The sequence below is a fragment of the Paenibacillus sp. sg306046 genome (assembly GCF_059821225.1).
This window is the reverse complement of the sequence record NZ_JCAMRT010000004.1, coordinates 258,058-276,250: the sequence shown is the minus strand read 5'-3', so window position 1 is coordinate 276,250 and position 18,193 is coordinate 258,058. Positions and strand designations below refer to the sequence as shown.

22 protein-coding genes and 2 pseudogenes are annotated in these 18,193 nt (G+C 48.3%); 3 read left to right on the top strand and 21 right to left on the bottom strand.

Going from position 1 to position 18,193, the window contains the following annotated elements:
- Positions 1-166: 166 nt before the first annotated feature.
- The gene (locus AC6ROY_RS06195; RefSeq protein WP_500099233.1) at positions 167-961 is read left to right on the top strand and encodes a helix-turn-helix transcriptional regulator; all 795 of its coding nucleotides are present in this window, start codon (positions 167-169) and stop codon (positions 959-961) included.
- A 119-nt stretch (positions 962-1,080) separates the two neighbouring features.
- Here AC6ROY_RS06195 and AC6ROY_RS06190 read toward each other — a convergent pair whose 3' ends face one another.
- Positions 1,081-1,656, bottom strand: a complete 576-nt coding sequence (locus AC6ROY_RS06190; RefSeq protein ID WP_500099232.1) for a DinB family protein — start codon at positions 1,654-1,656, stop codon at positions 1,081-1,083.
- A 5-nt stretch (positions 1,657-1,661) separates the two neighbouring features.
- Positions 1,662-2,099: a GNAT family N-acetyltransferase gene (locus AC6ROY_RS06185; protein ID WP_500099231.1), complete on the bottom strand. Its 438-nt coding sequence runs from the start codon at positions 2,097-2,099 to the stop codon at positions 1,662-1,664.
- A 358-nt stretch (positions 2,100-2,457) separates the two neighbouring features.
- On the opposite strand from AC6ROY_RS06185, the gene AC6ROY_RS06180 reads away from it, so the two are divergent.
- Positions 2,458-3,501, top strand: coding sequence for a pectate lyase family protein (locus AC6ROY_RS06180; protein WP_500099230.1), 1,044 nt, complete (start codon positions 2,458-2,460; stop codon positions 3,499-3,501).
- Between the two features lie 65 nt (positions 3,502-3,566).
- Here AC6ROY_RS06180 and AC6ROY_RS06175 read toward each other — a convergent pair whose 3' ends face one another.
- The 3 genes from AC6ROY_RS06175 to AC6ROY_RS06165 form a co-directional block, all read right to left on the bottom strand.
- Positions 3,567-4,466 carry a class I SAM-dependent methyltransferase gene (locus AC6ROY_RS06175; protein WP_500099288.1) on the bottom strand — a complete coding sequence of 300 codons (900 nt, stop codon included), beginning with the start codon at positions 4,464-4,466 and terminating at the stop codon, positions 3,567-3,569.
- Between the two features lie 357 nt (positions 4,467-4,823).
- Positions 4,824-5,258 (bottom strand): hypothetical protein, encoded by a 435-nt coding sequence (locus tag AC6ROY_RS06170; protein ID WP_500099228.1) that lies wholly within the window; start codon positions 5,256-5,258, stop codon positions 4,824-4,826.
- 70 nt (positions 5,259-5,328) lie between these two features.
- Positions 5,329-5,727, bottom strand: a complete 399-nt coding sequence (locus AC6ROY_RS06165) for a DUF5071 domain-containing protein (protein ID WP_500099227.1) — start codon at positions 5,725-5,727, stop codon at positions 5,329-5,331.
- Positions 5,728-6,905: 1,178 nt separating this feature from the next.
- On the opposite strand from AC6ROY_RS06165, the gene AC6ROY_RS06160 reads away from it, so the two are divergent.
- Positions 6,906-7,457, top strand: coding sequence for a glutathione peroxidase (locus AC6ROY_RS06160; protein ID WP_500099225.1), 552 nt, complete (start codon positions 6,906-6,908; stop codon positions 7,455-7,457).
- Between the two features lie 244 nt (positions 7,458-7,701).
- Here AC6ROY_RS06160 and AC6ROY_RS06155 read toward each other — a convergent pair whose 3' ends face one another.
- From AC6ROY_RS06155 to AC6ROY_RS06080, 16 genes and pseudogenes are all read right to left on the bottom strand, one after another.
- Positions 7,702-8,232, bottom strand: coding sequence for an NUDIX hydrolase (locus AC6ROY_RS06155; RefSeq protein ID WP_500099224.1), 531 nt, complete (start codon positions 8,230-8,232; stop codon positions 7,702-7,704).
- 162 nt (positions 8,233-8,394) lie between these two features.
- Entirely contained in the window at positions 8,395-8,967 is a 573-nt protein-coding gene (locus AC6ROY_RS06150) for a GNAT family N-acetyltransferase (protein WP_500099223.1), read from the bottom strand.
- 403 nt (positions 8,968-9,370) lie between these two features.
- Entirely contained in the window at positions 9,371-9,646 is a 276-nt protein-coding gene (locus AC6ROY_RS06145; protein ID WP_500099222.1) for a hypothetical protein, read from the bottom strand.
- A 58-nt stretch (positions 9,647-9,704) separates the two neighbouring features.
- On the bottom strand, positions 9,705-10,175 hold the full coding sequence (locus AC6ROY_RS06140; RefSeq protein ID WP_500099220.1) for a DinB family protein: 471 nt from the start codon (positions 10,173-10,175) through the stop codon (positions 9,705-9,707).
- Positions 10,176-10,212: 37 nt separating this feature from the next.
- Entirely contained in the window at positions 10,213-10,941 is a 729-nt protein-coding gene (locus tag AC6ROY_RS06135) for a ZIP family metal transporter (RefSeq protein WP_500099219.1), read from the bottom strand.
- A 144-nt stretch (positions 10,942-11,085) separates the two neighbouring features.
- On the bottom strand, positions 11,086-11,328 hold the full coding sequence (locus AC6ROY_RS06130; protein ID WP_500099218.1) for a cysteine-rich CWC family protein: 243 nt from the start codon (positions 11,326-11,328) through the stop codon (positions 11,086-11,088).
- 64 nt (positions 11,329-11,392) lie between these two features.
- Positions 11,393-12,127 carry a WecB/TagA/CpsF family glycosyltransferase gene (locus AC6ROY_RS06125; protein ID WP_500099217.1) on the bottom strand — a complete coding sequence of 245 codons (735 nt, stop codon included), beginning with the start codon at positions 12,125-12,127 and terminating at the stop codon, positions 11,393-11,395.
- Positions 12,128-12,463: 336 nt separating this feature from the next.
- Positions 12,464-12,859: a hypothetical protein gene (locus AC6ROY_RS06120; protein ID WP_500099216.1), complete on the bottom strand. Its 396-nt coding sequence runs from the start codon at positions 12,857-12,859 to the stop codon at positions 12,464-12,466.
- 386 nt (positions 12,860-13,245) lie between these two features.
- Positions 13,246-13,650, bottom strand: a complete 405-nt coding sequence (locus AC6ROY_RS06115; RefSeq protein WP_500099214.1) for a hypothetical protein — start codon at positions 13,648-13,650, stop codon at positions 13,246-13,248.
- Between the two features lie 393 nt (positions 13,651-14,043).
- Positions 14,044-14,664, bottom strand: coding sequence for a TraX family protein (locus AC6ROY_RS06110; protein ID WP_500099213.1), 621 nt, complete (start codon positions 14,662-14,664; stop codon positions 14,044-14,046).
- 98 nt (positions 14,665-14,762) lie between these two features.
- A complete protein-coding gene (locus tag AC6ROY_RS06105) occupies positions 14,763-15,191 on the bottom strand; it encodes a GNAT family N-acetyltransferase (RefSeq protein ID WP_500099212.1) in 429 nt (142 codons plus the stop codon).
- Between the two features lie 134 nt (positions 15,192-15,325).
- Positions 15,326-16,159: pseudogene (locus tag AC6ROY_RS06100) on the bottom strand (RNA-guided endonuclease InsQ/TnpB family protein); the annotation flags it as partial.
- 10 nt (positions 16,160-16,169) lie between these two features.
- On the bottom strand, positions 16,170-16,409 hold the full coding sequence (locus AC6ROY_RS06095; protein ID WP_500099211.1) for a helix-turn-helix domain-containing protein: 240 nt from the start codon (positions 16,407-16,409) through the stop codon (positions 16,170-16,172).
- A gap of 15 nt (positions 16,410-16,424) precedes the next feature.
- A pseudogene (locus AC6ROY_RS06090) lies at positions 16,425-16,628 on the bottom strand (IS200/IS605 family transposase); the annotation flags it as partial.
- Between the two features lie 69 nt (positions 16,629-16,697).
- Entirely contained in the window at positions 16,698-17,282 is a 585-nt protein-coding gene (locus AC6ROY_RS06085; RefSeq protein ID WP_500099210.1) for a TetR/AcrR family transcriptional regulator, read from the bottom strand.
- A gap of 7 nt (positions 17,283-17,289) precedes the next feature.
- Positions 17,290-18,009 carry an MBL fold metallo-hydrolase gene (locus AC6ROY_RS06080; protein WP_500099209.1) on the bottom strand — a complete coding sequence of 240 codons (720 nt, stop codon included), beginning with the start codon at positions 18,007-18,009 and terminating at the stop codon, positions 17,290-17,292.
- Between the last annotated feature and the right edge of the window lie 184 nt (positions 18,010-18,193).

Below are 18,193 nucleotides of genomic sequence, written 5' to 3'. Positions count from 1 at the left end.
TGAATACTATGTGAAGTATACTGCCCTCTCATTTAAAGCGCTTCCAATTCTCGCACAAAACGATCGAAAATGGGAATTACTTACTTGAATTATAGCATAGACCATGCTATTAATTTAGACAAAACAGAACTAAAATTAGCCAAAAATTGAACAGGGTGGGATCAGGATGCTGCCATTCTATGAGGTGCAAACGAAGGATTTAAGAATGTTCCGTCTTAAGGATCAACTGAGCTTTCCTGCGCACCTGCATAAAAATATCGAAATTCTGTACGTCTTTTCCGGTGTTCAATATCTTGAAATTGGCACGACCAGGTATGAAGTCCGTGAGGGCGAAGCAGCCGTCATTTTCCCGGATCTTGTTCACAGCTACCATAAGCAAGGAAAGGATGCTGCCGATGCCCTACTGATCCTATGTAACCCTCAGTTGTTTGGAGGAATTTTTCCGAACTTTGAAAGCTTCCAGCCCGTTACTCCTGTAATCATTAAAGAAAAAATTCATGAGGAGGCCCTCTATGCGCTCAGACATTTCAAGAAAAAGGATGATTTCGCCGTCAAGCTTGGCTGGATTTATGTTATTTTGTCTCATCTTCTTCGCCAGCTTGAGCTGAAGCAGCGCCCGCGAGTTCCCATTCAAGATTTGCCGCAAAAAATGATGGAGTATTTAGCCAAAAACTTCACGGAACCGCTTACAATCGAATGCCTTGCTGCTGAGTTTTGCGTCAGCAAATATTACATCTCTCATATATTTTCAGACCGTTTACACATGAATTTCAGAAATTACCTCGGATTTCTCCGCGCCGAATTCGCGGCCAAATTGATTCGTACGACAGATTCCGCCTTAACGACAATCAGCAGCAGCGCCGGCTTCGACAGCCAGCGCACGTTTAACCGCGTATTTCATGCCAAATACGGGATGTCTCCAAGAGAGTTCAAAAATCATATGCGGAAGTCGATCAAGTGAATCGTTTGTTTTCAAGATTAACCCAACTCATATTTGTCATACCGTAAATCCATTAAACTTGTACGGAAGTCACGCTTCACCTCATTGAATCTTATACAAAGTAATCCGACATTCCATGCCTACTCCATTTGCTTGAATTGAAGATATTCCTCTTCCACACGTTGTATCTGTACGACATGCCTCTTCGCATGCCGACATAAAAAATAAATGTATTGGTACACATCCAGCTTGCCCAAATTGTCAACAGTCATTGTTGTTTTGCATAAAATGCCTTCCCCACCCTTTAATTCATCCAGCATGCTCATGCAAGCTTCAAATTGAGCTTGAAGGTTTAGCTTCGTTTCTGCTACATTCAGTTCTCCCTTTGGCTCCATATGAGCGGGCCGAATCCAGGTAAACGACCTATAAACAGCTATATTTTCGAGCTTCTCAAGGTTGTAGGCGTAGCTGTCAAACTCCTTCTCCAATACTTCCTTTTCCAGTGCTCTTTGAAGCGCTTTGTCCTTTCCTTTTCTTATAAGAATAAGTAAAAAATAATTGGTTAATGCTATATGCTCCAATATTTGTTCAATGCTCCAGCAGCCCTCCGGTTTAAAATTCAGTTTGTCTTCATCTTGATCAAACCATTGGAATAATTCCGCCCAAGTATTCGTTAACTCTGTTCTGATTACTTCAATGGTTTTACGAACCGACATTGTATTCATTTCCCTTCATTCATGTTTCGTATATAATCCGGCATTCTTCTCATCATTTTTTCTTGATCCAATTCAAAATGATATTGTTCATACAGCCCATGCGCATCTTTCGTTCCAAGTATGCCCATCAGGTCCTTGAACTCACTCGATTTAATGATAGTCTCGATCAGCTGCTTACCTACACTTCTGCCTCTATACTCCTCATCAATAAACACATCGCAAAGCCAGTACATCGTAGCGCCATCGGTCACGATTCGAGCAAAGCCTACTTGTTTTTCACCAGCATAGGCTCCATAACAAATCGAGTTTTCGATTGATTTCTTAATCGTTTCCTGTGAGCGCTTATTGGCCCAATAGCTTTTGGATAAGAACTCAATGATAGTTTCCAGGTTTAATTTCGCCTTATCACTCGATATAAAAATTTCACTTGTATTGGTTTCCATTTACATCCATCCTCTCTGTAATTAATGGCAATCTTAACACAGACGTTTTAAAATTTTCAATATTTTTAATACATCACGGACCTTTCACCCGCAGAAAAAAAAGAGAGAGCAATCAGCCCTCTCCTAGACATTGGCTTTACCAAGTAAGCCATCCATAAGTTGTATAATCGTGCGGAATTAATTTGTAATAATGCTCTAATTCCATGGTTTGTTTATGCTTGCTTCTAAATGTTCTTTGAGTCATTTTTCTGATATAAACTAAAAAAATAGTTAAATCGTATAATATTAAGTTGACAGATACAATAATCCCAATATAACATATTTATGTAATAATAACCCAAAAGGATGGTGAATTATTTTGAAAAGGCTTTCATCATGGATGCTTGCTGTCACACTCTTAGTACTGACTTTCTCCTCCATCTCCCCTTCTTATGGGGCAGCCAGTTTTCCGAACACAGGCACGACGGGCCTCACCGGGTTTGCAGGGAATGCCAAAAATGAAAATGGTGTTTCGAAGTCTGCGGTCACAGGTGGGAAAAATGGCCAAATCATCTACATTAATAATCTTAATGATCTGCGAACGCAAGTTGCGGACACGACTCCCAAAATTCTTGTCATTGAACGAAACATCTCATCGTCCACCTTGCAAAAAGTCAATTTCGGCGCGAACAAAACGATCGTCGGTTCATTTGACAACCACACTCTAACGAATATTCACTTCCGTTCCACTTCCTCCTCGAGCAATGTCATTTTTCAGAATCTAACCTTCGAGCACTCTGCCAGCATCAACGGAAACGACGATATCCAGATGTATATCACCTCCGGGTCCAACTATTGGATTGATCATGTGACGTTCTCGGGCCACAGCTACAACGCTAGCGGTAACGATTTGGACAAGCTGCTTTATATTGGAGACAGAGCCGATTATATTACCATCAGTAATTCCAAATTCGCCAATCACAAATACGGAGTTATTCTGGGTCATCCGAATGATGGCAACAGCAGCTATAACGGTGTGCCGCATGTGACCATGGCCAACAATTATTTTGAGAACCTGTACGTTCGCGGTCCGGGGCTCCTGAGATACGGATACTTCCATATCAAAAACAACTATGCTAACAATTTCAACCAGGCTATTACGATTGGTGAAAAAGCCCGCATTTATTCGGAAAATAACTACTTTGGCGCCGGTGCGGAAAAAGGAGGCACCCTCGATGATAAGGCCAACGGCGAATTTACCGATACGGGCAGCACGCCGGCCTTGACCGCTCCGAGGTCACCCAAAACGAGTTGGAGACCGAGCAGTAACTACAGCTACGAAGTAAATACCGCAAGCTATGCACGTGAATTTGTGACCAAATACGCCGGCTCATCCAAATCAACGCTTGTTTTTGGCAAATAAATTTCCAAACGTGCTTAGGAAACCAAGTGCTTGCCCTCACCTTGGGACAGGCACTTGGCTTCTGTTTATCTGTGATCATCCCGGCTGTACATGTTCTGGCTCTGCAATCGGACCAGTACCTTACCGAATCGGCCTCCCTGCCGAATTGTCACCTGATCTGACGGATAATTTCGCTCCACATGGTCGGAGACGAGGTCATGGATTCGCTGATCCACAGACAAGCCAAACATAACAAGCATGCTGATCACCTCTTCAAATGCCGTTGCCCTGGATACCGTCGTCGTCTTCATTTCCCGAGTGATCAGCGACTGATAGGCATATCCCTTGAGCAGCAGCAAATGCTGCAGGTAAGCCATCTCCAAATGGTTGGTCTTCCGCGGGCGGTCAGTAATAAGCGGCCAAATCTCATCAATCAGGCTGTGCTCTTTGGGACCTACCGACATGCTCATATAACAAAACTGTCGCGCACAGCTCAGCAGCCTCTCCACACTTTCCCAATCGCCAATAACTGGACACATGGAGACAAATACGAGGTCAAAGGCTCGCTCCCACCCCCTGGCCCGCAGGTCGATGTCCTCAAACGGCTCATTGACGATCGTAACCGTTTCGTTGGTAAGGTGGGAAACATTTTTTTTCATCAATTCGACCAGAGGAAGAGAAGGCTCTATTGCTGTAACATCAGCGCCCCTCTCAGCAAAGGGTACGGTAAACCCGCCCGATGCCGCACCAACGTCCAGAATGGATGTGCCCTTAAAAACGACTCCTTGGTCCTCCAGCCAGTTCATAATTCGTTTGGCTCTTTGTCTCCCTTCCTGGCTAAAAACTTCCTCGTTGAACGGCTTCGCCTTCTGGTCAAACGAGCTTGTGGGATCAATTCCGGCTCTCTTCATTTTCTTTACTGTCGTATGCCAATCTTCCTTCCACGCCTTCTCCCATACTTCAGCATGAAAAAGTTCATTTGTCATCATTTGAATCCCCTTCGTTAAAAGATTTTAAAGACTCATTATATCTTTAATTGTGGTAAAAAAATGGCTTGATAACGTAATCTGGATACGTTCCACCCGATCAGGCTCGTTTCCATCATAAAAAGGTGTCAGGAAACGAATGGAAACATCACTCACAGCTCGGAAGAATTCGCTTGCCGTTATTCTCACCAAATAAAAGACTTTATGTATCTATAATAACTCCTATATATTTCGGCGTCAAGCTTCTATAAGTGCCTGCTCACATTTGTCTGGCTTAGTAACCTGGACAAACCTGCAGCTTTATTTCATTTTCCCTTCTGCGATCAACTCCATATGAGCGAGAGTTACCCGCGCTTCTTAATTCTTCATAGTCAGCAGACTAATGATTTCATCCACATCTCCGTACATTTGTTTAACCGTTACTGTTCCCTCAACAACGTTTTCCAATTGATTTCTGAACATAACAGGATACCCGAAGAAAAGGCCATTTCTTTTTTCATTACTGCCTCCTCTTGCCTTTATTTTTTTAATCACCTCAAGTGAATAGAAATACCGAACAATTTCAAAACTCACATAATCCCCTAGTGTATTAGATCGACTTGACCAGAATGAAATTTCGAATTTTATATCTGTATCTTTATAGACAAGCTTAGGCCGTGAACCCGAATATTTGAATCCCCTTGCCGCATAGTGCTCTCCAATACAATCACATACGTTTTGAAAGATCTCTTTACACGGGGTATAGACAGTATGCTGAAACAATAAACGTTCTGTATCCTTGAATTCATGCATACGAGCGGAAGCCTCCAAGTTCTCATGAGTTTCTTCTGATGCAGGGCTATTACTTATGATAAAAAGCACCTTACTGCGGGTAAACACTTTCAAAAATTAATTTTGCATTGTCATGTATGTCTGTTAAAACTTCATTTTTTGTTGGGTTACTAATAATTCTGATAATGTGCGGCTTTATTGCTCCTAGTGCTTCGATGGACAACTTAGGAATCACAAAGTTTAGACAAGAAAACTGGCATCCCTCATCTCCGCTGCTCAAAATCCGTTCTATCTGTGGAAGTATGTCTTCTGAATTACATGCAGCTAATATTTCGCATAGTTCTATAGCAATTGGCCAATTACTATCTTGAATCCACTCAAACAATGCTGGCAAGATGGGTCCTATTGCATCTGGATTGTATGTTTTTAATTTTTTGATGGTATCCATATCAAATTTGTCTTTTGGAATTAAATTCATTTTTTCCGTCATGAGTAGACCTTCTTTCTAAAGAACATCATTAATATACTTCATCCGCCACTCTTGGCTGCTACTTCCAAGTATCTCCCCTCAGGGCTCCTTCCTCCACACGATTGCTTGCGATGAGATTACCTGCAATGCTGCCTGATGATATGCTACCTGTACAGAATTGGGACTGGCGATTTGCAAAAGCATTGTAGAGCTTCGCAACGGAACCCTTTCGGGAAAGGCAATCGGTCTAATGACAAGCCGAGAACGGCTGCACTTTACAGATCACCAAAATTTCATGTCTTTAAAGTGAAATGAATAATAGTCTCCATATCTTTTCCCCGGATTCCTGAGGATAAAAAATGACGGATAATACTGAGGTTACTATTACAATTACTAGCCACGACATAAAACTAAAAATTTTGTTCCTTTTGCAAGTTATAAATAAACTCAAAATTATAATTATATTATTTACGAAAAAGATATTCGGTAAATACAAAATTCGACCTAGACCTGTGTAAGGAAAGTTGATTATTAATAGGAAAATTGTAAGCATTGAAGGTAGCATCATTAGAACATACAGATCCAATTTACTTTTAGCACCATAGATCCTCACATTATTAAATTGGGGTAATCGGAAAAAGAACCTTTTACAGCTATAGCAGGTATATATATACGGAAAAGATAGAGCTATTAACATAAGCAGCGCGCTGTAATCTATACTTCCAACGAAAAAAAAGTACATCCCTAAAAAATAAGTACAAAGTAAAAATCTAGTTAAAATAGAGTCTATTTGCTTAACATTAGCACTTTGACAAGCTGAACAGCTTTTCATAAGGTATTCCATCCTTTTAAAATTTGGGTAGGCCGAATACATGATCAGTTTTTATTACCTAATGGGCCCCTGCAAATTGCCCCGTTATTTTGCTACTAAACATTTTTCCAGCTTAGCCCAGATATTTGTCAGTCCGACACGCGATGCCGATATCTCGTTCGGGTGTAGGCTAAACCAAATCTATTATTTGATAGAATCGGTCATCCCAGATCCGCAAAAACGGTTTCGGCAGAACGGTAAATTCATTTTGACGAACGTATACTTATTGGTTATACCTATAAATATTATTTTTATTATACATTTCGTAAATAGAAGTCCATGTGTTACTTTTATAGTTATAGTAATCGAAGCGGGGTGGAATCCTTTTATGTCTATCTATGATTTTCAAGTTAACACAATTAATGGTAATCTCATTGAACTGTCCATTTACCGTGGAAAAGTTCTCCTAATTGTCAACACTGCCAGTAGGTGCGGTTACTCTCGACAATTCGCTGGTCTTCAAAAGCTTTACGAATGTCATAATGAGCGAGGGTTCGACATTCTCGGTTTTCCTTGTAACCAATTCAACGAGAAAGAGCCAGGTAGCAACTCGGAAGTGCAGGAATATTGTGAGAATAACTTTGGAGTGACGTTTCCCTTATTTGAAAAAATCGAGACTAGAGGTCAAAAAACGCTCCCATTATTTCAATTTTTGACAGAGCAAGCTCCATTTCAAGGGTGCCCTATCCAAACTTCAGACGGTCAAAAGATGCAGAACTTTCTGCAAGAAAAATATCCTGACCTATACGCTGGTGATGGGATCAAGTGGAATTTCACAAAGTTTCTGATTGATCAAAACGGTCAAGTTTGCGGAAGATACGAAACAACGACGGAGCCATTTGAAATAGAGCCAACAATTAACTCATTGCTTTTAAAGTGATTGAACATTTTCGGTCATTAAACGGACACGTTGCTCAGTTAACCGCCTTCTAACTCTGATTAGAAAAGGTGGAAGAGACCATGAGGATTAATGACAAGCCGAGGACGGCTGCACTTTACAGAAAAAACAAGCTTACTCAGCCCTTCGTCGGCTCTTAACTAGAAAAATGACCCGGCAGCAATACGGCTCACGGGTCATTTTTCTGAAAAAGAAGGCTCTCCATGTATCCCTGTCGAGCTACCTGCTAGAGTCTAGCCTGATTTAAAACCTCATCGCCAGACAGCAGCTCGCAAGCAGCCGTTATCTCACGCGACTCCATCGACTGGAAAACGCCATCGCGAAACTGGCAGCGATGCTCGTAACAGCAGTCATCACTGAGCATTAGCGGAATAAAGCCAGGCAAATTCGCCGCCACCCCGGTATTATCCGGGTGTAGAATCCAGTCCACAGTCTTCCAGTCGAGGATGCCTTCCTCCATCTTGACTGGTGTAGGATACCGGAACTCAGGCTCCAGCGAGACGGTATACAAGTACATGCCGCCGGATGGCCATGCTTCGCTTTGCCAGGTGACGAAACCCTTGAAGCAAATGTCTTCCTCCGGCAACGCGATTCCGGTTTCCTCGATCAGCTCCCGGCGCATCGCTGCGCGGGGGGATTCGCCCGGCTCAAGCTTGCCGCCGACGCCGTTCCAGCGGCCCATCCAGGAGGAACGCTCCCGGTTGAGCAGCAGCAGCTCCTGCCCGCGCCGGACGAAACAAATATTATAGCGAAGCAAGTAAATTCCTCTCCTTTGCCGATCCAGATCCGTCTATTGCCTATGTGTACGCAGCTGTCCCGACTGCTAGGCTTGAGCGGCCATCAACCGGCGCCTGGCTGCTGCCAAACGTCCAGTACGAGCAATGGCCCGGTCCAAGCATTCCAGCGGTAACAGCCTGGCCTACGTCTGCCAAGCCTCGTTCAGCAGCGTCATGTGGATGTGATCCTCCCACTTGCCGTTGATGTATAAATACTGCTTCGCCAGCCCTTCGGGCTTAAAGCCCAGGTTGCCGACCACCTGCAAGGAGGACTGGTTACGCGGCATCACATTCGCTTCGATCCGGTGCAGCTTCAGCTCCTCAAACGCAATTCGGATGACCTCACGCAGCGCCTCGGTCATATAGCCTTGATTAAGCTCAGACTCATCCAGCCTGTAGCCAAGATGACAGGAATGAAAGCATCCACGAACAATATTGCTCAGGCTCACTGAGCCAATTAGTCGATCCTCTGCTGCCGGGCCCGCTTTGCGCAGCCACAGCTTCAGCAAGCTGCCTGCGTCCATTTGCTTCGCTTCCTCGCGAAGCTGCTGCCTCTGCTGCTCCAACGTATAATAACTCTCCGCTCGCACTGGCTCCCATGGTGCCAGAAAGCTCCGGTTTCGCTGAACATAGTCCAGCACCCGGTCCGCGCTTCCTTCATCCAGCACTTCCAAAAAGAGACGTTCGGTTCCATAACTGTGTCTCGTAATGTTCATCATGTCTTCATCCTCGTTGTACAGGACCGTATCACCGATCCGTCTCCATAATGGGGTCTTCTGGCCTATCATAGAGGATGCATGATCAGGAAGTCAACGCGTATTTTTCAATGAGAGGATGACTTTGTCGACGAGGAGGGCTACGCAGAGCTGACGAGGCATTCGCTGCCGGGTGAGCTGCCGCGTCTAATGTTAACCACAGGCAGCCTGAATAGCGGCTTCGCTGGCCAAGTGTGCGCTCCGCTTCCAGGGACTGTTGGACAACATGTCCGTTCGACAGGAATGGCTGCCGGCAAGCATCCGGATTCGCTTCGTGAAAAGCAAACAGCCACTCCTGCGCTGGAATGGCTGTTCGTTCAGTTGCTTGGCTTATGTTCCATTCGATTTGGGACGGGGAGCCTGTTTACGACTGGGCTCTCCGCTTGCGAAGCAACAGATGGCCTGCGATAAACAAAGCCATTGCCGCTACAAACAGCAGCGCCAGCCACATGACGCCGCCTGCTGATGCAGCGACACCGAAGCTTACTTTGTGTTCCAGTATCTGCGTTGAGGAATACGCCTCCACGATAGCGGGCACATGCCGCTTCGTCCTGTATATGCCCCAGCCGATCTGAGCGGCGACAACCACAACCAGCAGCGCACTTGCAACTAAAAACGCCTGCATAACCCTGCGAACCATCTCCGTCCCCCCAACGAAAATAATCTGGAGGCCGCCCTTGGCTGCCAGAATACCGCCTTTATTCCGTTCCTGCCTCCCGCTCCCGCGCAAACACAATATAATCGAGGGCCGCCGACTCCATATTTTCCAGCCGCAGCTGCAAATTAATTTGCCCGCGATGGTACATCCCGTGCAGAGCGACATGCGTCAAAATATCCATAAGCACCGTCTGGTATTCGGTACCCGCTGAATTGCGGTACACGATCACCTCGCCCAGCTGCCGCTCAGTCAACCCGCTCAGCAGCTGTTCAAAGCCGGCAGCGTTGCTTGCTGTCAGTTCAGTGCACAGCTGAAGATCGGCCTCCGGCCAGATCGCCAATCCTGTCGCATCCTCGCCGTGGATTCGGGTCAGCCATACCCGCTCCGCAGCGAGAATATGGGTGAACAGCCGCACGGCTTGTTCAGAAGCCTTTTCCTCGGCCTGCAATGCCTTTAATATCCGCGCATTCGCCCACGCCGCGTGTGCATACGTTCGTTCCCAGTTTTGCATCGTCACCTTCTCCTCCCCAGTCCAGAAACCATTCAGGTCAGCCGCTGAACATATCCATCAAAATAATCATCGCCAGCAGCCCGAAAATAAACGAAAACGTCGCGACCCGCTCGTGGCCGTCCCCGTGACTCTCCGGAATCAGCTCCTTATAGACGATAAACATCATTGCGCCTGCAGCGAACGCAAGCCCGTACGGGACAAGCCCTTCGACGTAATGCGTCAAGCCGTAGCCGAGCAAGGCGGCGAAAATTTCGACTACGCCGGTCATGGTGGCAATCAGAAATGCTTTCCACCTGCTCATCGTTTGATGCGACAAAAACAAAGCGACCAGCAGCCCCTCAGGCATATTTTGCAGCCCGATGCCGATCGCCACAGCCGCACCCAGCTCCGAATTGACATGCGCATAGCTGACGCCAACCGACAGGCCTTCCGGAATATTGTGGAGAAACAGCGCCGCGACGATTAGAAATGCTTTTTCTGACATCACCTTCTGCTGCCGCTCCAGATCAATATGCGGAATCATTTTCTCCATCAAGCTCAGCACGGTCACGCCCAATATAACGCCGATGGACACAACAAGCGTATCCGAAACGTCGAGCGCCTGGGGGATGAGACCGAACATCGAAGCCGATACCATCACTCCTGCCGTAAAAGCAAGCAGCAAATCGCGCCAGCGATGCGTCAGCTTTTTGAAAAATAAAATTGGAACGGCGCCTAGGCCCGTGGACATAGCCGATAGGACGCTGCCCAGCAGCAAGCCTTCCATAGCGTTGCTCCTTCCTCATGACTTGCCGGTCCGCAAACCTGCTTCCGAAGGGGTATACCAAAACATGTCCGCCCTAGTCAGGACACCCTCTTACACTATATGTAGGAAGCGCGAGCTGTACAACCTGTCTGCGCGCTCAAGTCCTCATGGTCCTGATCGTGGGAGCTCAGCTTGCGCCTGCCTCACACAACACAAGCAAACGCACGCTTGCCCGCGCAGTCGCTCCGGAATCCGCTGCAGCAGCTCCTGCGGAAACGTAACACCCACACACCAGCAAGCTCCGATGGCTTCACCACGCTGCAGCGCACAGGAAGGAGCTTGCCCGCACAGCGGACATGGGTCTGCCTCCGGCCGATGGCCGGATGTTTCACTGGAATACTCGCTCATGTGCGCTTCTGCCTCCAGTTATCCTTTAGATGCATCGCTTGTGCAACGGTCGAGCCATTCGCCGCTACTTGGAACGGTCCCGAAACGCCTTCACGGCAAAAAGCGGCAGCACCAGCTGTCGTCTCCAGCGGGAAGGCTGGGCCAGCAGCCGATACAGCCATTCCAGATTAAGCTTCTGCCAGATGACAGGCGCACGCTTTACTTTGCCCGCGATGACATCCAGGCTGCCGCCTACGCCGAAAGCAATTTTCGCATTCAGCTTCGCCTTATGCTTATAAATCCACCGCTCCGCCCCCGGAGCGCCCAAGGCAACGATCAGGAAATCCGGAGCCGTAGCCTGCACCTCTGCGACGATCCGCTGCTCATCCTCTCGCGTGAAAAAGCCGTGATGCCGGCCAGCCACCCGCACATTCGGATACTGCGCGTTAATCGTCTGAACCGCCTTCTCATTCGTCGCCTCATCTGCGCCCAGAAAATAAAACGACCAGCCCTTCTCCTGGCCAAGCTCCAGCAGCTTGAGGAGCAGCTCATAGCCGGTAACGCGCTCCGGCAGCGGAGCTCCTTTCCAGCGGGAAGCTATAATAATGCCAATACCGTCCGGTGTGATCAGATCGGCTTCGTTTACGATTTGCCGCAAAGGCGCATCGTCCTGTGCTTTCATCACAATTTCCGGGTTGGCGGTAATCAGATGAAACGGCTTGTCGCTCGGCTGGCCGACGACTCGCTTCAACTCTTCAATCGTTTCATTCATCGTCCTTGTTGAAAAGGGAACGCCCAAAATGGGCAATGTTTTACTCATTGTCATCACCTGTCAGGTAGTATAGGAGCGCGCAGACAGCTCGCTGCGGCCTTGTCCGTCATTATCATAACACGGAACAACAGTACTTCCAATGCTGAGCATACGCAATGAGCCAACGAATAATGGCGCAATTACGATTTCCTGCTGCGGTCGCCTCCATCCGCTGGCTTGCGCGTAGCACTGTCTGACCTCGATTTGAGCCAAAGTACATCAGGCCGAGCCCCGCTGCTTCGGAGCAAAATATCCAAAAAAACCTCTGATGGCAGCCGCGAGGGCTGCAGCTTCAGAGGCTTGCAGGTGTTCATCCGGAACTTCTATTTAGTTGAAGTTAAAATTTCAGTTGACGTTAAAATCGGCTTCAGCCGTGCAGCCGCTGCAATTGAGCACCAACTGGTAGCGATAGTTTGGCAAGGTGTACTGCCGCTCGAAATACGAGCTGCCTGACCGGACATCGTAATACTCATCATACCATGGAATTAACGTACCGCTGTCGATGATTTGACCGGAAAGATCGCGAATATACCACTCCAATTCGTTACCGTACGGTGTGTTGACCGTATTCCAGATCTGCACAGTAACATTCGAGCCTTCCAACATGCTGGATGTAACCTCATTCGACCCCGTTGGAGTCACATAAATCCACTGAGCATTGGCCGGCATTGCGGCAACAAACAAAGATGCGGCAATCAGCAAGGCAGACATCGTACGTTTCTTCTTGGCAAACCATTTCATCCTCAACATCCCTTTCATCTTTTCATCCTGGGTAAAACGAACTAACAGCGCAACCAGCTTACCCTTACCTGCTCTGGATCACAAGCAACTTCATGGTATCATGACACATTACAGGAAAATATAGGTTAGGAATACTCTCATCGAGGACATCCAGTTGAGCATTACCAAGTTGATCGGGACAAAGCTGGTTGATTAGATGGCTATAGGAGGATTGCATCTTCTGCTGCCACGCCGTTCCCATTAAATGAGCGTCTAATCCATCGGATGCCCCGTTTCGCCGCAAAGCAAATAAACCGCCGCTAGCGCGAACTGTCTTCCAATTGTTAGACATCCTCTAACGATTGGGGGGTCAGTTCATAGCGCAGCGACGGTTTATGCAAGGGTTGTTAGTTTACGTTAAAATCCGCTTCGGCTTTGCAGCCACTGCAATACAGCACCAGCTGATAGTTCGCGTAAGGCACATTATACTGCTGCTCGAAATACGCGCGGCCAGACCGGACATCATTGTATTCATCATACCATGAAATCAACGTACCACTGTCGAGAATTTGATTGGAGTTGTCGATAATATACCATTCCAAATCAGGGGCGTAAGCGGTATTGCCTGTATTCCAGATTTGCACGTTAACCGTCGATCCTGCCTTGAACGTTGACGTAACCTCATTCGGACTTGTCGGGGTAACAAAAATCCATTGGGCATTGACCGGCATCGCAGCGACAAACAAAGAAGCGGCAATCAGCAGGGCGGACATCGAGCGTTTTTTCTTGGCAAACCATTTCATCAGCAGCATCCCTTTCTTCATCTCATGAAATTGAGTACAGTCAAACGGCCAGCCAACCAGCGCATGCGCGTCGGATCACAAGCGATTTCATCGTAACACAGAACATTAAAGGTAAAATATAGGTCGTAATCGCTTTCATTAACGGATTTCATAGGTTAGTTCACCAACTTCAGCACAACGAAACGGGTTGATCGGATGCCTATAGGAGGATTCTATCATTTTGCTCAGCAGCCGCGAGTGCATCTCCCCTAAAATGCTAATGCCCTCTGCATGTTCGCCGCAACAAAGAGCTTCTGCCCGCTTTACGGGACAAAACATAAATAAACCGCCGCTGGAGCAGCGGCGTTCACGGAATGGATACATGACGACATGGAAAACATCCCGCCGGGCAGCGGACTGCATTTAGCTTAAGGACAAAGGCCACGTATCAATCAGCCACAGCACCGTCAGATGCAGCGGATAAAAGCTGCGCCACAGCCACGCCGGCACCCGCCTGACCTGCGGGGCTACGCCCTCGGTCACCAGCAGCGCCGTCACCGGCACACTGTAGTATTGAATCGGCACCTCATTGAACCAGATCCAGGTCGCCGCCCCATGCAATACGACAGCCCACAAGGAATTCACATACCGGTAAATGAGAACAAGCGCCAGTCCGTACAGTCCGTAATCCGGCTCAAGCACAATGAACCCGGCTACGGAAACGGCAATCAGCAGAAGCTTCAACCACCAGCTCAGATGGTCAATTGCCCATAAAACGGCGACGGAAAGCAGCAGGGTTGCGATGACATTCAGCTCCTGCGTCTGGAACAGCGCCATGTAGGGGAGCTGGGAGACGGCAAACAGCAACAGCAGCCGCAGCATATAATTGCCCATATTTCGCGTGTGCTTATACCCTTGAACAACCAAATAAGCATAAATTGGGAAAGCAATCCGGCCCACCACGCGCCAAAACGGTTCATCAGGGTAAAAGGCGTAACCGATATGGTCGATCGTCATCGTCAGCATCGCCAGCCATTGCCACATCCTTGATTCCACCTCCTGTATCGCCAACCAACTGACTGCCAGCGTCGGACAACGTGCTCCACGCCTGATTTGCGGGCGGGCTGTCCACGCTTAATCCGCTATTCAGCCGGTTCAACCTCATACACGCAGCGGAACCGCTCAACGCCTGGATACAGCTCACCCAAGCTAATAATTGTGAAGCCAATATTCCGGTAAAAATTAACGGCATCCTCATCCGTTTCAGCTACGATGTGCAGCGGCTGCTTTAACTCAATCAGCTCCAGTATTTGCCCCCGGCCGTAGCCCTGCCCCCGCAAATCCGCCCGAACCGCCACATGCCGCACGGTCAACAGCCGCTCCGGCGTCATGGAGAATCCGATAATACCAAGTACCTCGCCTTCCTCCTCATGCCCGTACAGCTCCAGCTCCGGGTTATGCGAGTAGTCATCGCTTGCCGCCTGCAGCTCCTCCGGTTCGGGAAACACCGAATAACCAAGCAGCTCCTGAACCGCTTCCTCCTGAATTCGTTCCTTCAATGACACTAACATCTGGCATTCACTCCGTTCTTTCCTATCAGTGTGACGACTCCCCATGCCTAAAGCAAGGGCTTCTCAGATCATCGAGACTCGCAACCTCGTCTCTCCTTGAAGGCTCCGCCCGAGCCTGGTTGGTGATTATTTGGTTACGCTGATTCGAAGGCGCGGTTGAGTATATTAATCGCCGCATTCACGTCTCGATCCGCTATATATCCGCAATGTGGGCATTCGTGTACACGTACAGACAACGCCTTTTTAACCATTTCACCGCAATTAGAGCATCGTTGAGACGTATGCCGTGGGTCAACTTGAACAACAACACGACCGGCGCTCTCAGCCTTGTACGTGGTGAATTGAACAAGCTGGCTCCAGCCAGCGTCTGCAATGCTTTTGGCTAGACGATGATTTTTTATCATTCCTTGCACATTGAGTTTTTCAAAAGCAATGAACTCGTATCGGTTCACCAGCTTCCTTGATACTTTGTGCGCGTAGTCCTTACGCTGATTGGCTACTCTTTCATGAAGTCTAGCCAAGATGCTAACAGCCTTTTTTCTACGATTAGAATTACGCGCTTTGCGTGATACCGAACACTGTAATTCTTTAAGACGCTTTTCATTTTCACGTAGATGCTTTGGAGCATCAAATGGCTTACCTTCTGAGGGTATGGCTAAATGCTTCAACCCAAGATCAATACCTGCCTGATTCGTTGTTGGAGGTAAGGGCTGTACACTAACTTCGCATGAGAAGCATGCGTAGTAATTCCCATTTTTAATGGCAATCGTACATGTCTTCACGATTCCTTGTGGCTGCCGGTGCAGTTTGATCTTTACATCCCCAATTTTAGAGAGACGAACCTTGCTGCCTAGGATCGCGTGACCGCCTTGCGGATATGTAAATGAATCATATTGCTGCTCAGGTTTAAATCTCGGAAATTCAGGCATTTCGCCACTTTTAACACGGCGGAAGAAGGCTTGAAAGGCCTTATCAAGCCTACCTTTTCGCTACATCTTGAAGAACTTGGGAATGCACCTGCTTTAATGTAGAGATGTGTTGTTTTCGCTCATTGAACGTATTAGCTTGCGCATAGTAGTTTACATTCTTTCCTTCATTTCTGTAAGCAAGAATCCGTTCTTCGAGCAGACGATTGTAAAGCAGCCTACAACGCTCAAGCGTAAAATGGATCGTTTCACGTTGCTTTTTGGTTGGGTAAAGTCGGTACTTGAACGTCATTAGCATGTACGACACCTACCTTTCTTTCTGATTTTCAAGGTACTGCTTTACCGTCTCTAAAGAAACACTTCGAGCAGTAGCTACGAAATAGGAATTTGTTCAAAGGGAAGGTAGGCGGGAAGTTAATTGACGGTATTCGCTTATCCGTATACGTGAAGTAAATCCGTTCAAGTCCTTTACAACTTTATGGATGCCAAATTGAGGATCACACTTGATTAACCTCATGTATAGTTTACCACAAACAATAGATGATTACATGCAGTCTATATCGCCATACATGGCTGAAGCTCAGGCTTCTCCTTGAGTTTCCTGCATCCGCTCGATGCCCGCTAGAAACGTGTCGATCAACAACTCAAGCGTCACATCCAGATCAAGCGGCAGGCGAAACGCCCCCTGCTGCTCCAGCGAAGCAAAGCCATGCAGCAAGCTGCGGAAGCTGCGAATCGCATGCAGCTCCATCGTGTCAGAGAGCCGGTACGACGCCAGCACAAGCCGCAGCAGCTCCAGCGTTTCCTCGCCTGCGCGCCGGTGCTCGTCATCGTCCGGCTGCGGCGCAGCCAGCGTAGCTTCATATAATCCCGGGTGCCTGCGGGCAAAAGCAACATAAGCGAAGCTCATCGCCCGGATGGCGTCAGCTCCGGCGCGTCCGACGCCAGCCTGTCGCAGCTCGGCGGCCAGCAGGCCCAGCCCGTGCAGCGCAAGCGCGCGCCGCAGGCCGGGCAGGCCATGGATGTGATTGTACAGGGAAGGCGGGCGCACCTTCAGCTTCTGGGCCAGTGCCGCCAAGCTCAGCTCCTTGTAGCCGTGCTGATCGGCAAGCTCTATCGCAGCCTGCAGCACAGCAGGCAAATCAAGTCTGATTCGGGGTGACATCGACTCTTCACACTCCCTTCTCGTGGAAAGACACTTCGGCCTGCCGAATCGCCTGATCCATCAGGCTGCCCGGATCATGGAGCAGACGGCCGTGTCCGACTGCCAGCAGCGACGGCTGCAAGGCCCGCAATCGCCGTGCGCTTTCCAGCGCAGACGGCTTATGCCAGGTCGCCCAGGCGGGAAATGGAAAACCGGGCACAAACCGGCCGCTCACGGCTATCCCTCCACGCGTCTGCAGCGCATCTCCCGCAATCAGGTGACGGTTTCGCGTATCAAGGAAAGCCATCGACCCCGGCGTATGACCCGGCGCAGCGACCGCCAGCAGCGATCCGATCCGATCGCCGTCCTGCAGCAGCACATCCGCTCGCGTCTGCACTTGCTTAGGCACGCCGCCCCGGATTGGGGTATCCGGCTCGCCCTGCTCCAGCCCGCGGTCACCCGCCAGCAGCCGGGCATCGCGGCTGGAGATATAAACCTTCGCCGCCGGCAGCTCTCGTTTCAACAGGTCGAGCGATCCGACATGATCGTCATGGGCATGCGTCAGCACAATTCGCGTAATCGGCTTGCCAAGCGCCTTCGCTGTGCGAAGAATGCCTTTGGCGCTAAGCGGGATACCAGTATCAAGCAAGGTAAGCTCCCTTTCTTCCTCAATCAGGTAAACGTTGACCGGAAACAACACAGGAAAAAAAGTCAATTGCAGCAAATGCTCCACTCGAATAATTCGCATCGCAGGCTCACTCCTAAAACTAATATGATTAGTACTAATATAACTAATATTATTAGTTTTAACAAGTCTAAATTTTTTAGCTCGTGGTCAACGCCAACAAACCGGAGAACAGTCCGCTGGGGGCGTTCTCTGGTTTGCTTCGCTGGTCATGCGTCCAAAATGAAATGAACGGCCCGCAGCGCAG